We start from the raw sequence: 17,517 nt of genomic DNA on the forward strand, positions 1-17,517 counted from the left end.
TATGTCAACGGGCCATCGAGCGCCGGGCCATCGACCGCCAGAGGTCGTTGCTCGGGCGCATCTGGTCCATGAGTTCACGCTCCCAGGCGTTCTCGACGGTGACGCCCGCCTTCGCGCAGGCCTGCCGCGCGACGACGGTGTCGTCCGCGAACTGGTCGCCCCACACCCCGTCCTCGCCCACGAGGACGATGCGTGCGCCGCGCTTGCCGACGTACTCGATGACCGCCTTCGCCCCGCCGTGTCCGGCGGCGAACGACTTGATGCCCGCGACCAGGCCCTGGGGGGCCTGTTCGGCGGTCTGATCGGCCGTCAGCGTCGTATCGGAACCATCTGCCATGACGCGAAGCGTAAGCAGACTTCCATCCGGCCGGGCGAGAACCATGAAGCTTTTGTGATGCCAATTACCACGAGGTTTAAGGAAGACCACAGGTGAATCGCCCGATTTTATCCGGACTTACCACCGCAAAGCTCCGCCGCAAATCGGGCCTGCCTGGGGCATGCCGAACCGTTCGGACGATGCCCACGCTGTCACGGATGTAACAAGAAACCCGGACAAGGCATACACGATGCTGATTTTCCCGCACGGTGCTCCCCGCACCCGGCGCGCCGCCAGCGCACGCACTCGCCGGTCGGGGCGCGCGGTGACCGCCCGGGGTCAGATCAGCGCGTCGAGCGCGACGGCGGCGAAGAGGATCGTCAGGTAGGTCGTCGACCAGTGGAACAGCCGCATCGGCTTGACGGCCTGGCCCCGCGAGACCGACCGGGCCAGCCGGTGCGCCTCCACCAGGAAGATGCCGCCGACCACCAGGGTGGGCACGCCGTAGATCGCGCTCATCCCCAGCGGCCACACCGCCAGCGAGGAGGCCACGGTGAGCCACGCGAAAATGATGATCTCGGCGTTGACCCGACGGGCGGAGGCCACCACCGGCAGCATCGGGATGCCGGCCCGGGCGTAGTCGTCCTTGTACTTCATCGCCAGCGGGTAGAAGTGCGGCATCTGCCAGAAGAAGACCACCGCGAACAGCGCCCACGCGGCGGGCGCCAGCGACCCGGTCACCGCCGCCCAGCCGATCAGCACCGGCGCCGCCCCGCAGGCGCCGCCCCAGAACGTGTTCGCCGTCGTGGTGCGCTTGAGCCAGAGGGTGTAGACGAGGTCGTAGTAGGCGATCGCGGCCAGGGTGAGGCCGGCCGCCAGCAGGTTGGTGAACGCCGCCATCAGCGCGACCGACACCACCGCCAGCACCAGCCCGAAGATCAGCGCGTTGCGCGGCGACACGGTGTGCGCCGGCAGCGGGCGGCGCTTGGTGCGCCGCATCAACTCGTCGATGTCCCGGTCGATGTAGCAGTTGATGACGCTGGCCGCGCCCGCGGCGAGCGAGCCGCCGACCAGCACCACGGCCATCAGCCAGAGCGACGGCATGCCGCCGTCCGCGAGCATCATCGCCGGCACGGTGGTGACCAGGAGCAGCTCCACGATCCGCGGCTTGGTCAGCGTCACGTACGCCGAGAGCACCGCGCGGACGTCGCGGCGACCGGCCGCCGGGGCCTCCGCCGCCGCGCGCACCGGCGGCTGCCCGGCAGAGTTGCTGACGGGGCGCTCGGTGATCATGCTCACGGATTGCCACCTTCCGGCGTCGGCAGGGGGGGTCGGATCGGTCGGACCCGGCTCGGGCCACACACCGCACCACAGACTACGCGCTGTCGTTTTGGCTGCCCGGGCGACCCGACAACGGTGCGGGCCGTCACACCGCCGATCGAACCACCGATCCTCCCGGACGCGCACGGACCTGCATGCAGAGATCCCCGGGCGGACGTTTAGGACCGCTCGATAGGGTCATCGCTGAGGGTTCCGCCCATCTGCCGAGGAGCACAACCATCGTGGCTGCCAACCGACCCGAGCACCCCGCACTGAACTGGTCCGACCTCGACCGCCGGGCCGTCGACACCGTCCGCGTGCTGGCCATGGACGCCGTGGAGAAATCCGGCAACGGCCACCCGGGCACCGCGATGAGCCTCGCGCCCGCTGCCTACCTGCTCTTCAACCGGGTCATGCGGCACAACCCGGCCGACCCGAACTGGCCCGGCCGGGACCGCTTCGTGCTCTCGGCGGGCCACTCCAGCCTCACCCTCTACATCCAGCTCTTCCTCGCCGGCTACCCGCTCAGCCTCGACGACCTCAAGTCGCTGCGGCAGTGGGGCTCGCTCACCCCGGGCCACCCCGAGCACGGCCACACCCCGGGCGTCGAGACCACCACCGGCCCGCTCGGCCAGGGCCTCGGCAACGCGGTCGGCATGGCGATGGCGGCCCGCCGCGAGCGTGGCCTGTTCGACCCGGAGGGCGAGCCGGGCGCCTCGGTCTTCGACCACGACATCTGGTGCATCGCCTCCGACGGCGACATCGAGGAGGGCATCAGCCACGAGGCCAGCGCGCTCGCCGGGCACCAGCAGCTCGGCAACCTCACGGTGATCTACGACGACAACGAGATCTCGATCGAGGACGACACCCGGATCGCCATGAGCGAGGACGTCGCGGCCCGCTACGAGGCGTACGGCTGGCACGTGCAGACGGTCGACTGGCGCACCGGCGACGCCGACCAGGGCGACTACCACGAGGACGTGGAGGCCCTGCACCGGGCGCTGCTGGCGGCGAAGGCCGAGACCGGCCGCCCCTCCTTCATCGCGCTGCGCACCATCATCGGCTGGCCCGCGCCCAACAAGAAGAACACCGGCAAGATCCACGGCTCCGCGCTCGGCGGCGACGAGGTGGCCGCCACCAAGCAGATCCTCGGCTTCGACCCGGCGCAGTCCTTCGAGGTCGACGAGAAGGTGCTCGCGCACGCCCGCCTGGTGATGGAGCGGGGCGCCCGCGCCCAGCAGGAGTGGACCGCGGCGTTCGACGGCTGGTCGAAGGCCAACCCGGAGCGCCGGGCGCTCTACGACCGGATGGCCGGCCGGGCGCTGCCGGACGGCTGGGCCGAGGCCCTGCCCGAGTTCCCGGCCGACGCCAAGGGCATCGCCACCCGGGCCGCCTCCGGCAAGGTCCTGGCGGCGCTCGCCCCGGTGCTGCCCGAGCTGTGGGGCGGCTCGGCCGACCTGGCCGAGAGCAACAACACCACCATGAAGGGCGAGCCGTCCTTCATCCCGGCCGCCTGGGCCACCAAGGAGTTCCCGGGCCACGAGTACGGCCGCACGCTGCACTTCGGCATCCGCGAGCACGCCATGGGCGCGATCCTCAACGGCATCGCCCTGCACGGCGGCACCCGCCCGTACGGCGGCACCTTCCTGGTGTTCAGCGACTACATGCGCCCCTCCGTGCGGCTCGCCGCGCTGATGAAGCTGCCGGTGGTCTACGTCTGGACGCACGACTCGATCGGCCTCGGCGAGGACGGCCCCACCCACCAGCCGGTCGAGCACCTGACCGCGCTGCGCGCCATCCCCGGCCTGGACGTGGTCCGCCCGGCCGACGCCAACGAGACCGCCTGGGCCTGGCGGTGCGCGCTGGAGCACACCGACCGGCCGACCGCGCTGGCGCTCAGCCGCCAGGCGCTGCCGACCTTCGACCGGTCGACGCTGGCCGGCGCCGAGGGCGTGGCGAAGGGCGGCTACGTACTCGCCGAGGCGTCCACCGGCAAGCCGCAGGTGATCCTCGTCGGCACCGGTTCCGAGGTGCAGCTCTGCCTGACCGCGCGGGAGCGGCTGGAGGCCGACGGCACCCCCACCCGGGTCGTCTCGATGCCCTGCCAGGAGTGGTTCGCCGAGCAGGACGAGGCGTACCGGGAGTCGGTGCTGCCACGCGGGGTAAAGGCACGGGTGAGCGTGGAGGCGGGCATCGCCATGTCCTGGCGGCACCTCGTCGGCGACTGCGGCGAGAGCGTCAGCCTGGAGCACTACGGCGCCAGCGCCCCGCACTCCATGCTCTTCGAGCAGTTCGGGTTCACCCCCGACCGGATCGTGGCCGCCGCGCACGCGGCGCTCACCCGGGTGGGCGACATCACCGGTTTCACGACCGGCAACTGAGGGGAGCGTGGACGGCATGACGAAGGACAGGCTGGGCGAGCTCAGCGCCGCGGGTGTGGCGATCTGGCTCGACGATCTCTCCCGGACGCGACTCAGCTCCGGCGGGCTGGACCAGTTGCGCCGCGAGAAGCACCTGGTCGGGGTGACCTCCAACCCGACCATCTTCGCGAAGGCGCTGAGCGACGCGGACGAGTACGACTGGCAACTGAAGGACCTCGCCATCCGTGGGGTGGACGTCGAGGAGGCCGTCCGCATGCTCACCACGTACGACGTGCGGTGGGCCTGTGACGTGATGCGGCCGGCGTACGACGCGACCGCGGGGGTGGACGGCCGGGTCTCCATCGAGGTGGACCCGCGGCTGGCCCACGAGACCGAGAAGACCGTCGCCGAGGCCGGGGCGCTGTGGTGGCTGATCGACCGCCCCAACCTCTTCATCAAGATCCCGGCCACCGAGGCGGGCCTGCCGGCGATCACCGCCACCCTGGCCCAGGGGATCAGCGTCAACGTCACGCTGATCTTCGGGCTGGACCGCTACTCCCAGGTGATGGACGCGTTCCTGGCCGGCCTGGAGCAGGCGAAGGCGAACGGCCACGACCTGTCCAAGATCGGGTCCGTGGCGTCGTTCTTCGTCTCCCGCGTCGACACCGAGGTCGACAAGCGGCTGGAGAAGATCGGCTCCGCCGAGGCCAAGGCGCTGCGCGGCAAGGCCGCCATCGCCAACGCCAAGCTGGCGTACGAGCGCTACGGCACGGTCTTCTCCTCCGACCGCTGGCAGGCCCTCGCCGACGCCGGCGCACACCCGCAGCGGCCGCTGTGGGCGTCCACCTCCACCAAGAACCCGGACTACCGGGACGTCATCTACGTGGAGGAGCTGATCGCGCCCGGCACCGTCAACACCATGCCGGAACCGGTCATCCACGCGTACGCCGACCACGGCGAGACCCACCCCGACACCATCACCGGCTCGTACGACGAGGCCCGCAAGGTCTTCGCCGACCTGGCGTCGGTCGGGGTCGACATGGCCGACGTGATCGCCACCCTCGAGCGCGAGGGCGTGGAGAAGTTCGAGGCCAGCTGGCTGGAGCTGCTCGACGGCGTACGCAAGTCGCTGGCCGCCGCGGGCAAGGGCACCAGCCACCCGGGCGACGCCGCGAAGGGCAACGCGCGGGCCGCGCAGCAGGCGGGAGGCAACGCGTGAGCGAGCAGACCATCAGGCACCGCAGCGTGGCGCCGCGCGCCGCCGCCGAGCGGAGCGAGGTGGCGGCGTGAGCGACCTGCTCGCCGGGCCGGTCGAGACGGCCGCCGGGCTCGCCGTGCACGGGGCCGACACGGTGGACAAGTCGGCCCCGGCCTCGACTCGGGACGCGCTGGTCAAGGCCGGCGTGCCGGGCAGGCTGGCGGAGAAGGACCCGACCCTGTGGGGCCCGGACGCCGAGGCCGAGGCGAAGATCCGCCTCGGCTGGGTGGACACCCACCGGCGCAGCCGCGAGCTGCTCCCCCAGCTCGCCGAGCTGAAGGCGGAGCTGGCCGACCTGGACCACGTGGTGCTCGCCGGCATGGGCGGCTCGTCGCTGGCCCCGGAGGTCATCGCGCGCACCCTCGGCAAGCAGCTGACCGTGCTCGACACCACCGACCCGGGGCAGGTCCGGGCGGCGCTGGCCGACCGGCTGGAGCGCACCGTGGTCGTGGTGGCCAGCAAGTCGGGCTCGACGGTGGAGACCGACAGCCACCGCCGGGCCTACTGGCAGGCGTTCCTGGACGCCGGGATGACCGAGGCGGAGGCCGGCCGGCACTTCGTCATCGTCACCGACCCCGGTTCGCCGCTGGAGGCCACCGCCGCCGAGATGGGCGCCTTCACCGTGCTGGCCGACCCGAACGTGGGCGGCCGCTACTCGGCGCTGACCGCGTTCGGGCTGGTCCCGTCGGCGCTGGCCGGCGTCGAGGTGGCCGAACTGCTCGACGAGGCGGACGCGCTGTCCCGGTCGCTGGGCGGCGACCGGGACAACCCGGGCCTGGCCCTGGGCGCCGCCCTCGGGGCGGCGGCCACCATGGGCCGGGACAAGGTCGCCCTGATCTCCGACGGCACCGGCATCGACGGCCTCGGCGACTGGGCGGAGCAGCTGATCGCCGAGTCCACCGGCAAGTCCGGCATCGGCATCCTCCCGGTCGTCGTGGAGTCCCCGGAGAGCCCCGGCGCCGGCGGCGCCGACGTGCTCACCGTGACCTACGGCGGCGCGCTGGCCACCGGCGCCGTCCCGGGCGGCGGCACCGGCCCGGACGTGGCGGTCAACGGCCCGCTCGGCGCGCAGTTCCTGGCCTGGGAGTACGCCACCGCGATCGCCGGTGTGGTGCTCGGCATCGACCCGTTCAACCAGCCCAACGTCACCGAGTCCAAGGACAACACCAACAAGATCCTCGCCTCGGGTCCGCCGGCGGAGAGCCCTTCGTTCACCTCGGGCGCGATCGAGGTGTACGCGCCGCAGGGCGCCCCGGGCGACCTGGCCGGCGTGCTCCGCTGGCTGGTCGACGGGCTGGGCGGCGACGGTTACCTCGCGGTGATGGCGTACCTCGACCGGTTCGCCGACGCCGACGCGGCCCGGCTGCGGCCGCTGCTGGCCGGGGCCTCCGGGCGGCCGGTCACCTTCGGCTGGGGGCCGCGGTTCCTGCACTCCACCGGCCAGTACCACAAGGGCGGCCCGCAGGTCGGCAGCTACCTCCAGCTCACCGGCGCGGTCGCCGACGACCTGCCGGTGCCCGGCAAGCCGTACACCTTCGGGGAGCTGCAGGCGGCGCAGGCCGCCGGCGACCGGCAGGCCCTGGCCGGGCGGGAGCGCCCCCTGGTGCGGCTGCACCTGACCGACCGGTCCGCGGGCGTGGCCCAGCTGCTCGATGCGGTCGGGGCGCTGCGGGCGTGACGATGAGGACCATGGACGATGCGGAGCGAGGAGGCGGCGTGAACCCGCTACGCGACCCGCAGGACCGCCGGCTGCCGAGGATCCCGGAGCCGTGCGCCCTGGTGATCTTCGGCGTCACCGGCGACCTGGCCCGCAAGAAACTCCTGCCGGCGGTGTACGACCTGGCGAACCGGGGGCTGCTGCCCCCGGGCTTCGTCGTCCTGGGTTTCGCCCGTCGCGACTGGGGCGACGGCGACTTCGAGTCGCTGGCCCACGAGGCCGCCAAGAAGCACGCCCGCACCCCCTGGCGGGAGGAGGTGTGGGCACGGCTGGTCGGCAACATCAAGTTCGTGGGCGGCTCGTTCGACGACGACGCCGCGTTCGACCACCTCGCCGCCACCCTCGACGAGCTGCGCCAGACGCACGGCATCCCGGGCAACGCCGCCTTCTACTTCTCCATCCCCCCGGCGGCGTTCCCCGTGGTGCTCAAGCAGCTGGCCCGCACGGGGATGGCTGACAACGCCAAGTCCGGCGGCTGGCGCCGGGTGGTGGTGGAGAAGCCGTTCGGGCACGACCTGCCCTCGGCGAAGGCGCTCAACGACCTGGTCGACGACGTCTTCACCCGCAAGGACGTCTTCCGCATCGACCACTACCTGGGCAAGGAGACCGTCCAGAACATCCTCGCCCTGCGGTTCGCCAACAACCTGTTCGAGCCGCTGTGGAACTCCAAGTACGTCGACTCGGTGCAGATCACCATGGCCGAGGACGTCGGCATCGGCACCCGCGCCGGCTTCTACGATTCGGCCGGCGCGGCCCGGGACGTGCTCCAGAACCACCTGCTCCAGCTGCTGGCGCTGGTGGCGATGGAGGAGCCGACGAGCTTCGACGCGGACGAGATCCGCACCGAGAAGCTCAAGGTGCTGCGGGCGATCACCCTGCCGAAGGACATCGCGGAGGGCACCGTCCGCGGCCAGTACCTGCCCGGCTGGGTGGGCGGCCAGCGCGCGGTCGGCTACCTGGAGGAGAAGGGCGTCCCGGAGGACTCGACCACCGAGACGTACGTGGCGGTCCGGCTCGGCATCCAGAACCGCCGCTGGGCGGAGGTGCCGTTCTACATCCGGGCCGGCAAGCGGCTGCCGCGCCGCGTCACCGAGGTCGCCATCATGTTCAAGAAGGCGCCGCACCTGCCGTTCAACGCCGCCGACATGGAGTCGCTGGGCAACAACCAGCTCGTCATCCGGGTGCAGCCCGACGAGGGCGTGGTGCTCAAGTTCGGCTCGAAGGTGCCCGGCACCACGATGGAGGTCCGCGACATCGCGATGGACTTCCAGTACGGCGAGGCGTTCACCGAGTCCAGCCCCGAGGCGTACGAGCGGCTGGTGCTGGACGTGCTCATCGGTGACCGCACCCTCTTCCCGGACGCCGCCGAGGTCGAGCAGAGCTGGCAGGTGGTGGACCCGCTGGAGCACGCGTGGGCGGGCACGAAGCCGGAGCCGTACCGGGCCGGTGAGTGGGGGCCCCGCGCCGCCGACGAGATGCTGGCCCGCGAGGGCCGGGCCTGGCGCAGAGCGTGAGCAAGCCCAGCGAGTCAACCAGGAGGCTCCAGTGATCGGCCTGTGGGACACCACCGGCAACGAGGTGGTCAAGGCGCTCGCCGCCGAACGGCGCAGTGCCGGCGGGGTGGCCAGCGGCATGGCGCTCACCCTGATCGTGGTGGTGGACGAGAAGCGGGTACGCGAGGCGGAGGCGGCGGCCACGATAGCGGCCGCCGCCCACCCCTGCCGGCTGGTGGTGGTGGTCCGCTCCGACGTCGAGCGGGAGCGTAACCGCCTCGACGCGGAGATCGTCGTCGGCGGTCGGCTCGGCCCCTGCGAGGCGGTGGTCACCCGGATGTACGGGCGGCTCGCCCTGCACGCCGAGTCGGTGGTGATGCCGCTGCTGGTGCCGGACGTGCCGGTGGTGACGTGGTGGCACGGCGAGCCGCCGGCCGAGATCGCCACCGACTTCCTCGGCGTCGTGGCCGACCGGCGGATCACCGACGCGGCGCAGGCCGCCGACCCGGTCGAGGCGCTGCGCCAGCGGGCCCGGGACTACGCGCCGGGCGACACCGACCTGGCGTGGACCCGGATCACCCCGTGGCGCACGCTGGTGGCCGGGGCGTTCGACACCACCCAGGCACGGGTGACCGAGGCGACCGTGGTCGCCCCGGCCTCCGACCCCACCGCCGCGCTGATGCGGGGCTGGCTGGCCGCCCGGCTCGGCATCGACCCGGTGTGGCAGCGCACCGACGAGTTCCCCCGCATGCGGGAGGTGCAGCTGCGCTGCGCCAACGGCGACGAGCTGACGCTGACCCGGGAGGACAGCGTGGCGACGTTCCGGCGTACCGGTCAGGAGGACCGGCACCTGCCGCTCGTCCGCCGGCCGCTCGGCGACGAGCTGGCCGAGGAGCTGCGCCGGCTCGACGCCGACCAGGTGTACGCGGAAGCGCTGGGCACCACGGCCGGCCTGACCGGCCTGGATCAGCGCCCGGCGCAGCGGGTGCACGTCTGGAAGGACCCGGCCACCGCGCAGCGGGCCGAGGCGGGGGTGACCGCGCACGCGGGAACGAGCGCCCAGCACTGAGCGCCCGACTGCCGGGCGCACGAGGAACACCGACCGCGCGACGGCCGGAGAAACGAAGGCACATCAGATGAGTGAGGCGAGTGTCGCCGTCCACGCCGACGCCGACCTGCTGGCCCAGGCGGTGGCCGCCCGGCTGCTGGTCAAGCTGCTCGACGCGCAGGCCGAGCGGGGCCAGGCGTCGGTGGTGCTGACCGGCGGGCGGATAGCCGCGGCGGTACACCGGGCGGTGGCGGCGCTGCCGGCCCGCGACGCCGTGGACTGGTCCCGGGTGGACGTCTGGTGGGGCGACGAGCGGTTCCTGCCCGCCGGCGACCCGGAGCGCAACGAGACGCAGGCCCGGGCGGCCCTGCTGGACGTGGTGCCGCTGGACCCGGCCCGGGTCCACCCGATGCCCGCCTCCGACGGGCCGGCCGGGCCGGATCCGGAGGAGGCGGCCGCCCGCTACGCCGAGGAGCTGGCCCGGGCGGCGCGTCCCGGCCACGCCGCGCTCCCCCACTTCGACGTGCTGATGCTCGGCGTCGGCGAGGACGGGCACGTGGCGTCGGTGTTCCCGGAGCACCCGGTGCACCACGACACCCGGCCGGTCAGCGCCGTCCGGGGCAGCCCGAAGCCCCCGCCGGTGCGTACCACCCTGACCCTCCCGGCGATCAACACCGCCGAGGAGGTCTGGTTGGTGGCCAGCGGCGCCGACAAGTCCCGGGCGGTCGGCATGGCGCTGGCCGGGGCGGGGCCGGTGCAACTGCCGGCGGCCGGGGTGCAGGGCACGGGTCGTACGCTCTGGCTGCTGGACCGGGCGGCGGCGGCCGACGTGCCGGCCCGCCTGCGCAGCCTGCGCTGACTCGGGTGCGGAAGGGGCCCTGCCGGCGAGGGCCCCTTCCTCACTGCGCGGCGGTACGGCGGCGGCGCAGGTCGGCGAGGGCCTCGGCCAGGATGGCCTCCCCCTCCTCCGCGCTGCGCCGCTCCTTCACGTACGCCAGGTGGGTCTTGTAGGGCTCCGGCCGGGCCCGGCCCGGCGGGTTCTGCGCGTCCCGCCCGGCGGGGAGGCCGCACCGCGGGCAGTCCCACACCTCCGGGGCCTCGGCGTCGGCGGCGATGCGGATCTCGGTGTGGTGGTCGTTGCGGCACCAGTAGGTGACCGCCCGGCACGGGACCGGCTGGTAGCGCTCGGCGCGGCGTTCGGGGGCGGATCCGATGCGGGTGCCCCGGATGACGTTGCCACTCGGCACGGCTGCTCGCTCCTGTCGTCGGGAGGGGTACCGCCGCGGAGGGGGCGGCGGGCGACGCGGTGCAGCGGGTGAAACGGACTGCGCGCGGCCCGTCAGTGACGGACCGCGCGCAGATTGTACGACCGGACGGCGCTCAGACGGCGCCGCTGGCCGTCTGGAGGCGCAGCCAGAGCCCGAGCCCGACGATGCAGGCGAACCAGACGATGCCCACCAGGACGGTGTAGCGGTCGAGGTTCTTCTCCGCCACCGACGACCCGGCGAGGCTGGAGCTGACGCCGCCACCGAACATGCTCGACAACCCGCCGCCCTTACCACGGTGCAGCAGGATCAGCATGGTCAGCAGGATGCTCGTGATGACCAGCAACACGATCAACGTGTATGCGAACCAGATCGGCATGGCTGGGGTCAGTCCTCTCGTTACGATCCTCGCCCGGGCAGATCGGGCACGGTGGCACCGACCGACGGACGGGCGGAGTCAAGGATAGCGAGCGATCAGCGGGCGATGTGCTCCGGGAACCGGCAGATCTTCGCGAACTCCTCGGCGTCCAGGCTCGCGCCGCCCACCAGCGCCCCGTCGACGTCCGGCTTGGCCATGATCGCCGCGACGTTGGAGGACTTGACGGAGCCGCCGTAGAGGACCCTGACCTGGTCGGCGGTGTCCTGGCCGAAGGACTCGGCCAGCCGCTGGCGGACCGCCTCGCACACCTCCTGCGCGTCCTCCGGGGTGGCCGTCTTGCCCGTGCCGATCGCCCAGACCGGCTCGTACGCCACCACGACCTTCGCCACCTGCTCGGCGGTCAGCCCCTTCAGGGCGCCGTCGAGCTGGTCGCTGCAGTGCGCCACGTGGGTGCCCCGGTCCCGGACGTCGAGCCCCTCGCCCACGCAGAGGATCGGGGTGAGCCCGTGGGTCAGCGCCGCCTGCACCTTGACGTTGACGATCGCGTCGTCCTCGTTGTGGTAGGCGCGCCGCTCCGAGTGCCCGACCACCACGTACGTGCAGCCCAGCTTGGCCAGCATCGGGCCGGAGATGTCGCCGGTGTAGGCCCCCGACGCGTGCGGCGACAGGTCCTGCGCGCCGTAGCCGAGCAGCAGCTTGTCGCCGTCGACGGCGGTCTGCACCGTACGCAGGTCGGTGAACGGCGGCAGGACCACCGTCTCCACGTCGGTGAGCTGCTTCTCGGTGAGGCTTGCCGCCAGCTTCTGCACCAGCAGGTTGGCCTCGAGGTGGTTGAGGTTCATCTTCCAGTTGCCGGCCATCAGGGGCCGGCGGGTGGCGCTCGCCATCAGTTCTCCAGAGCCGCGATGCCAGGGAGGGTCTTGCCCTCCAGGTATTCCAAAGAGGCGCCACCGCCGGTGGAGATGTGCCCGAAAGCGGACTCGTCCAGCCCCAGCGCGCGGACCGCCGCCGCCGAGTCGCCGCCACCGACCACAGTGAACGCGTCGGCCTTCGCGATCGCCTCGGCGACCCCGCGGGTGCCGTGGGCGAACGCCGGCATCTCGAACACGCCCATCGGGCCGTTCCAGAAGATCGTCCGCGCGCCCTTGAGGGCGGCGGCGAACCCGGCGACCGTCTTCGGCCCGATGTCGAGACCCACCCGCTTGCTGGGAATGCCGTCGGCCGGCACGGTGTCGTGCGCGGCGTCCGGGGCGAACGCGTCCGCGGCCACCACGTCGACCGGGAGCAGGATCTTGTCCTCGGAACGCTCCAGCAGGTTGCGGCAGGTCTCGACCATCTCCTCCTCCAGCAGCGAGGAGCCCACCTCGTGGCCCTGGGCCTTGAGGAAGGTGAAGCACATGCCGCCGCCGATGAGCAGCCGGTCGACCGTCGGCAGCAGTGCCTCGATCACGGCGAGCTTGTCGGAGACCTTCGAGCCGCCGAGCACCACCACGTACGGCCGCTCCGGCTCACCCGTGAGCTTCGAGAGGACCTCCACCTCGCGCAGCACCAGCCGGCCGGCGACGTGCGGCAGCCGCGCCGGCACGTCGTGGACGCTGGCGTGCTTGCGGTGCACGGCGCCGAACGCGTCGTCGACGTACGCGTCGCCGAGGGCGGCGAGCTGGTCGGCGAAAGCGCCCCGCTCGGCGTCGTCCTTGCTGGTCTCGCCCTTGTTGAAGCGCAGGTTCTCCAGCAGCGCCACCTCGCCGTCGGCCAGCGCCTCCACGGCGGCGCGGGCGGACTCTCCGACGGTGTCGGTGGCGAAGTGCACCCGCGACCCGAGCAGCTCGCCGAGCCGCCCGGCGACCGGACGGAGGCTGAACTGCGGGTCCGGGGCGCCCTTCGGGCGGCCCAAATGCGAGCAGACGACCACCTTCGCGCCGGCCTCGACAAGCGCGCCCAGCGTCGGCAGCACGGCCCGGATGCGGCCGTCGTCCGTGATGTCACCGGTCTGCTTGTCGAGCGGGACGTTCAGGTCGGCGCGCACCAGCACGCGCCGACCCGACACCCCCTCGGCGAGCAGGTCGTCGAGGGTACGGATGCTCACCGAGTCAGTCCTCCGTTCGTGACTGCGGGGCTCGCAAGCTCACTCCTCGCACTCACAGGGACTGACCCACCAGCTTGACCAGGTCGACCAGTCGGTTGGAGTAGCCCCACTCGTTGTCGTACCAGCCGACGACCTTGACCTGGTTGCCGACGACCTTGGTCAGCGGCGCGTCGAAGATGCACGATGCCGGGTCGGTGACGATGTCGGCGGAGACGATCGGGTCGTCGTTGTAGACCAGGACGCCCTTGAGCGGCCCGTCGGCGGCCGCCTTCATCGCGGCGTTGACCTCGTCGACCGTGGTCTCCCGGTTGAGGTTGACCGTGAGGTCGGTGGTCGAGCCGGTCGGGATCGGCACCCGCAGCGCGTAGCCGTCCAGCTTGCCCTTCAGCTCCGGCAGCACCAGGCCGATCGCCTTCGCGGCGCCGGTCGAGGTCGGCACGATGTTCAGCGCGGCGGCGCGGGCGCGGCGCAGGTCCTTGTGCGGCGCGTCCTGGAGGTTCTGGTCCTGGGTGTACGCGTGGATCGTCGTCATCAGACCGTGCTGGATGCCGAACGTGTCGTGCAGGACCTTCGCCATCGGGGCGAGGCAGTTGGTGGTGCAGGAGGCGTTGGAGATGATGGTGTGCTTGGCCGGGTCGTACTGGTCCTGGTTGACGCCCATCACCACCGTGACGTCCTCGTTCTTCGCCGGCGCGGAGATGATGACCTTCTTGGCCCCGCCGTCGATGTGCGCCTTGGCCTTGGTGGCGTCGGTGAAGAAGCCGGTGGACTCGATGACCACGTCCGCGCCGACCTCGCCCCACGGCAGCTTCGCCGGGTCCTTCTCGGCGTACGCCTTGATGGTCTTGCCGCCCACGGTGATCTCGTCGGCGGTCGCCTTGACCTCGTGCGGGAGGCGACCCAGGATGCTGTCGTACTTGACAAGGTGGGCGAGCGTCGCGTTGTCGGTCAGGTCGTTGACCGCCACGACCTCGACGTCAGCGCCGGACGCCAGCACTGCCCGGAAGAAGTTGCGGCCGATCCGGCCGAAGCCGTTGATGCCAACCCGGATGGTCACAGGTCCCATCTCCTCGCGTTCTGTCCGCCGGCGTGGGATAACAGCCGGCGAAGTGGTGTGCGCCGACCGTTGGAGCCGGCCGTTGACGGTTCATCTCGGCCACCCCGCCGCGGTCGTGGAGACCTGACCGCCCGAGGCGGTGTGCACGGCGAGGAGTGCCTGTGCCGGCCCCCTTGCCGTACGCAGCGACCCTATCCGAGCGTGTGCCGCCGCGCTGCGGCGGGTGGAGATCCGTCCGCGGCGCGACGCCTCACCGTCCTATCAGACCACGAGCATGTCGGGCGTGACGGCCGCTTCCGTATCCGGGATGCCGAGGTCTCGGGCCCGCTTGTCCGCCAGCGCCAGCAGCCGGCGGATCCGGCCGGCGATGGCGTCCTTGGTCAGCGGGGGGTCGGCCAGCGCGCCCAGCTCCTCCAGCGACGCCTGCCGGTGCTCCAGGCGCAGCTGACCGGCCGAGGTCAGGTGGTTCGGGGCGTCGTCGGCGAGGATCTCCAGCGCCCGGGTGACCCGGGCGGCGGCGGCCACCGCGGCGCGCGCCGAGCGGCGCAGGTTGGCGTCGTCGAAGTTGGCCAGCCGGTTCGCCGTGGCCCGGACCTCGCGGCGGACCCGGCGCTCCTCCCAGGCCAGCACGCTGGAGTGCGCGCCGATGCGGGTGAGCAGCGCGGCGATCGCGTCGCCGTCCTTGACCACCACCCGGTCCACCCCGCGCACCTCGCGGTTCTTGGCGGTGATGCCGATCCGGCGGGCCGCGCCGACCAGGGCCAGCGCCGACTCGGGGCCGGGGCAGGTGATCTCCAGCGCGCTGGAGCGGCCGGGCTCGGTCAGCGAGCCGTGCGCCATGAACGCGCCCCGCCAGGCCGACACCGCGCAGCAGACGTTCGCGGCGACGACGTGCGGTGGCAGGCCCCGCACCGGGCGGCCCCGGACGTCGAGCAGCCCCGTCTGCCGCGCGAGGGCCTCGCCGTCCTTGACCACCCGCACGATGAAGTGGCTGCCCTTGCGCAGGCCGCCGGAGGCCAGCACGTGGATCTCGCTGGGGTAGCCGTAGACCTCGGCGATCTCCCGCCGCAGCCGCCGGGCCACCGCCCCGGTGTCGAGTTCGGCCTCCACCACCACCCGACCGGAGACGATGTGCAGCCCGCCGGCGAAGCGCAGCAGCGCCGCCATCTCCGCCCGCCGGCAGCAGGGCTTGGGCACGTCGACCCGACTCAGCTCGTCCTTGACCGCAGCCGTCATCGCCATTGTGCGTCCCCTCACGGACCTGTTCCGGCGTGTCGCCGGAGATTACGTACGTGTCTAACGATCGGCGCCCAGGACAGGCACCAGTGCGGCGCCCAGAGCGGCCGGATCATGACGGGGAGTGCCGTCGGTGACCGCGACGGGAGCGAGGACCAGGCGGGCACCCAGCGATTCTGCCGCACGTTCGACCGGTTCGGGGTCACCCGCCGCCTTGGAATCGGCGACCACATGGTCGACCTTCAACTCCGGCAGGTACCAGCGCAACGCGGCCAGGTGGTCGGCCAGGGAGAGCCCGAGCGTCTCCTTCTCCGACGCGAGGTTCAGCGTCACCAGCCGCCGCGCCGGGCTGGCGACGACGGCGGCGGCCAACTCCGGCACCAGCAGGTGCGGCAGCACGCTCGTGTACCAGCTGCCCGGCCCGAAGATCAGCCAGTCCGCCGCGCCGATCGCGGCGACCGCCTGTGGGCAGGCCCGCGGGGCGCCCGGGGTCAGCCGCAGCGACTCCACCCGGCCGGTGGTCACCGCGACCTGGTGCTGGCCGGTGACCGTACGCACCTCGTCCGGCCGGCTCGGGTCGGCGCCGCGCACCCGCGCCTCGATGCCCACCGGCTCGCAGGACATCGGCAGCACCCGGCCCACCGCGCCGAGCATCGCACCGGCGTGCTCCAGGGCGGCCACCGGGTCGCCGAGCAGCTCCATCAGCCCGCAGAGCACGAGGTTGCCCACCGCGTGCCCGGCCAGCCCGTCGCCCCGCCCAGGGGCCGGGTCCGCGGAGCCCGGCGGCGGCACCTCGGCGAAGCGGTGCTGGAACAGGCCGGCGCTGCGCCGCGTGGCGGGGTGGTCCCCCGCCAGCGCCACCAGCGCCTGCCTCAGGTCGCCCGGGGGCAGGCCACCCCGCTCGGCGCGCAGCCGGCCGCTGGAGCCGCCGTCGTCGCCGACGGTGACCACCGCCGTGATGTCCAGGTCCAGCTCGGGGGCGCAGCGGCGCAACGCGCGCAGCGAGACGGACAGGCCGTGCCCGCCGCCGAAGGCGACCACCCGCGTCGCCGTCACTCGCGCCCCAGGTCGCGGTGCTGGGCGTTGGCCGCCAGGCCGGACTGGCGCAGCCGGGCCGCCAACTCCTCGGCGATGGCCACGCTGCGGTGCTTGCCGCCGGTGCAGCCGACCGCGACGGTCAGGTAACGCTTGCCCTCCCGCTCGAAGCCGGCGGTGGTGGCGTTGACCAGGTCGGCGTACGAGGCGACGAAGGCGTCCGCGCCCTCCTGCCCCAGCACGTACGAGCTGACCGCCTCCTCCCGGCCGGTGTGCTCGCGCAGCTCGGGCACCCAGTACGGGTTGGGTAGGAAACGGGCGTCGAGCACGAAGTCGGCGTCCGGCGGCAGGCCGTACTTGAAGCCGAAGGAGAGCACGGTGACCCGCAGCCGGCGGGCGTCCTCGCCGCCGAACAGCTCCTCGATGCGACGGCGGAGCTGGTTGACGTTCAGGTGACTGGTGTCGATGATCACGTCGGCCTGGTCGCGGGCCTCCTCCAGCAGGCCGCGCTCGACCGCGATGCCGTCGGCGAGCCGCCCGTCGCCCTGCAACGGGTGCGACCGGCGGACGCTCTCGAACCGCCGGATCAGCACCTCGTCGTCGGCGTCGACGAACACCACCCGGGGCGAGAAGCCGCGCTCCTTCAGCTCCCGGATCGCCCCCGCCAGGTCGGTGGAGAAGGCACGCGAGCGCACGTCCAGCACCATCGCGGTGCGCCGGGCCGCCCCGCCGGCCTTGAACGCCAGCTCCGCCATGTCGAGCATGAGCGCCTGGGGCAGGTTGTCCACCACGTAGAAGCCGACGTTCTCCAGCGCCCGGGCGACCGTGCTGCGACCGCCGCCGGAGAGGCCGGTGACCACCACCAGGGTGGTGTCCGGCTCCGCCGGGGCCGGCTGCCCCGTCACCGTCGCGCCCCGATCCTCGGCCGTACGCGCCTCGCTCACCCA

The 17,517-nt window shown here is 72.7% G+C and carries 16 protein-coding genes; 6 read left to right on the plus strand and 10 right to left on the minus strand.

Translation table 11 applies throughout. The features are described from left to right. Nucleotides 1–4: 4 nt before the first annotated feature. A complete protein-coding gene (locus tag ACZ6O2_RS23930; RefSeq protein WP_466024342.1) occupies nt 5–337 on the minus strand; it encodes a hypothetical protein in 333 nt (110 codons plus the stop codon). A gap of 318 nt (nt 338–655) precedes the next feature. Further along, on the minus strand, nt 656–1,615 hold the full coding sequence (locus tag ACZ6O2_RS23935; RefSeq protein ID WP_350709141.1) for a heme o synthase: 960 nt from the start codon (nt 1,613–1,615) through the stop codon (nt 656–658). A 263-nt stretch (nt 1,616–1,878) separates the two neighbouring features. Here ACZ6O2_RS23935 and tkt point away from each other — a divergent pair, with 263 nt between their 5' ends. The 6 genes from tkt (at nt 1,879) to pgl (ending at nt 10,371) form a co-directional block, all read left to right on the plus strand. Next, nucleotides 1,879–4,017 carry a transketolase gene (tkt, locus tag ACZ6O2_RS23940; RefSeq protein WP_466024343.1) on the plus strand — a complete coding sequence of 713 codons (2,139 nt, stop codon included), beginning with the start codon at nt 1,879–1,881 and terminating at the stop codon, nt 4,015–4,017. A 16-nt stretch (nt 4,018–4,033) separates the two neighbouring features. Then, nucleotides 4,034–5,215 (plus strand): transaldolase, encoded by a 1,182-nt coding sequence (gene tal, locus ACZ6O2_RS23945; protein ID WP_350709145.1) that lies wholly within the window; start codon nt 4,034–4,036, stop codon nt 5,213–5,215. Nucleotides 5,216–5,282: 67 nt separating this feature from the next. Further along, nucleotides 5,283–6,932 (plus strand): glucose-6-phosphate isomerase, encoded by a 1,650-nt coding sequence (locus ACZ6O2_RS23950; RefSeq protein WP_466024344.1) that lies wholly within the window; start codon nt 5,283–5,285, stop codon nt 6,930–6,932. Nucleotides 6,933–6,943: 11 nt separating this feature from the next. After that, nucleotides 6,944–8,485, plus strand: coding sequence for a glucose-6-phosphate dehydrogenase (gene zwf, locus ACZ6O2_RS23955; RefSeq protein ID WP_466024345.1), 1,542 nt, complete (start codon nt 6,944–6,946; stop codon nt 8,483–8,485). 31 nt (nt 8,486–8,516) lie between these two features. Continuing rightward, a complete protein-coding gene (locus tag ACZ6O2_RS23960; RefSeq protein ID WP_350709148.1) occupies nt 8,517–9,533 on the plus strand; it encodes a glucose-6-phosphate dehydrogenase assembly protein OpcA in 1,017 nt (338 codons plus the stop codon). Nucleotides 9,534–9,600: 67 nt separating this feature from the next. Next, nucleotides 9,601–10,371: a 6-phosphogluconolactonase gene (gene pgl, locus ACZ6O2_RS23965; protein ID WP_466024346.1), complete on the plus strand. Its 771-nt coding sequence runs from the start codon at nt 9,601–9,603 to the stop codon at nt 10,369–10,371. Nucleotides 10,372–10,411: 40 nt separating this feature from the next. On the opposite strand, the gene ACZ6O2_RS23970 is transcribed toward pgl, so the two are convergent. The 8 genes from ACZ6O2_RS23970 to rapZ form a co-directional block, all read right to left on the minus strand. After that, nucleotides 10,412–10,759 carry an RNA polymerase-binding protein RbpA gene (locus ACZ6O2_RS23970; protein ID WP_350709152.1) on the minus strand — a complete coding sequence of 116 codons (348 nt, stop codon included), beginning with the start codon at nt 10,757–10,759 and terminating at the stop codon, nt 10,412–10,414. A 133-nt stretch (nt 10,760–10,892) separates the two neighbouring features. Beyond that, on the minus strand, nt 10,893–11,156 hold the full coding sequence (secG, locus tag ACZ6O2_RS23975; protein ID WP_350709154.1) for a preprotein translocase subunit SecG: 264 nt from the start codon (nt 11,154–11,156) through the stop codon (nt 10,893–10,895). A 95-nt stretch (nt 11,157–11,251) separates the two neighbouring features. Continuing rightward, nucleotides 11,252–12,043, minus strand: a complete 792-nt coding sequence (gene tpiA / locus ACZ6O2_RS23980) for a triose-phosphate isomerase (RefSeq protein ID WP_350709156.1) — start codon at nt 12,041–12,043, stop codon at nt 11,252–11,254. After that, on the minus strand, nt 12,043–13,242 hold the full coding sequence (locus ACZ6O2_RS23985; protein ID WP_350709158.1) for a phosphoglycerate kinase: 1,200 nt from the start codon (nt 13,240–13,242) through the stop codon (nt 12,043–12,045). Before ACZ6O2_RS23985 ends, tpiA begins: the two co-directional genes overlap by 1 nt. A 52-nt stretch (nt 13,243–13,294) precedes the next feature. Further along, nucleotides 13,295–14,299, minus strand: coding sequence for a type I glyceraldehyde-3-phosphate dehydrogenase (gap, locus tag ACZ6O2_RS23990; protein WP_350709160.1), 1,005 nt, complete (start codon nt 14,297–14,299; stop codon nt 13,295–13,297). Nucleotides 14,300–14,560: 261 nt separating this feature from the next. Beyond that, a complete protein-coding gene (gene whiA, locus ACZ6O2_RS23995) occupies nt 14,561–15,541 on the minus strand; it encodes a DNA-binding protein WhiA (protein ID WP_067304387.1) in 981 nt (326 codons plus the stop codon). A 54-nt stretch (nt 15,542–15,595) separates the two neighbouring features. After that, nucleotides 15,596–16,591, minus strand: coding sequence for a gluconeogenesis factor YvcK family protein (locus ACZ6O2_RS24000; RefSeq protein WP_466024347.1), 996 nt, complete (start codon nt 16,589–16,591; stop codon nt 15,596–15,598). Continuing rightward, a complete protein-coding gene (gene rapZ / locus ACZ6O2_RS24005; protein ID WP_350709376.1) occupies nt 16,588–17,475 on the minus strand; it encodes an RNase adapter RapZ in 888 nt (295 codons plus the stop codon). Before rapZ ends, ACZ6O2_RS24000 begins: the two co-directional genes overlap by 4 nt. Nucleotides 17,476–17,517 lie beyond the last annotated feature (42 nt).

It is taken from the genome of Micromonospora sp. NPDC048040 (genome assembly GCF_055587185.1).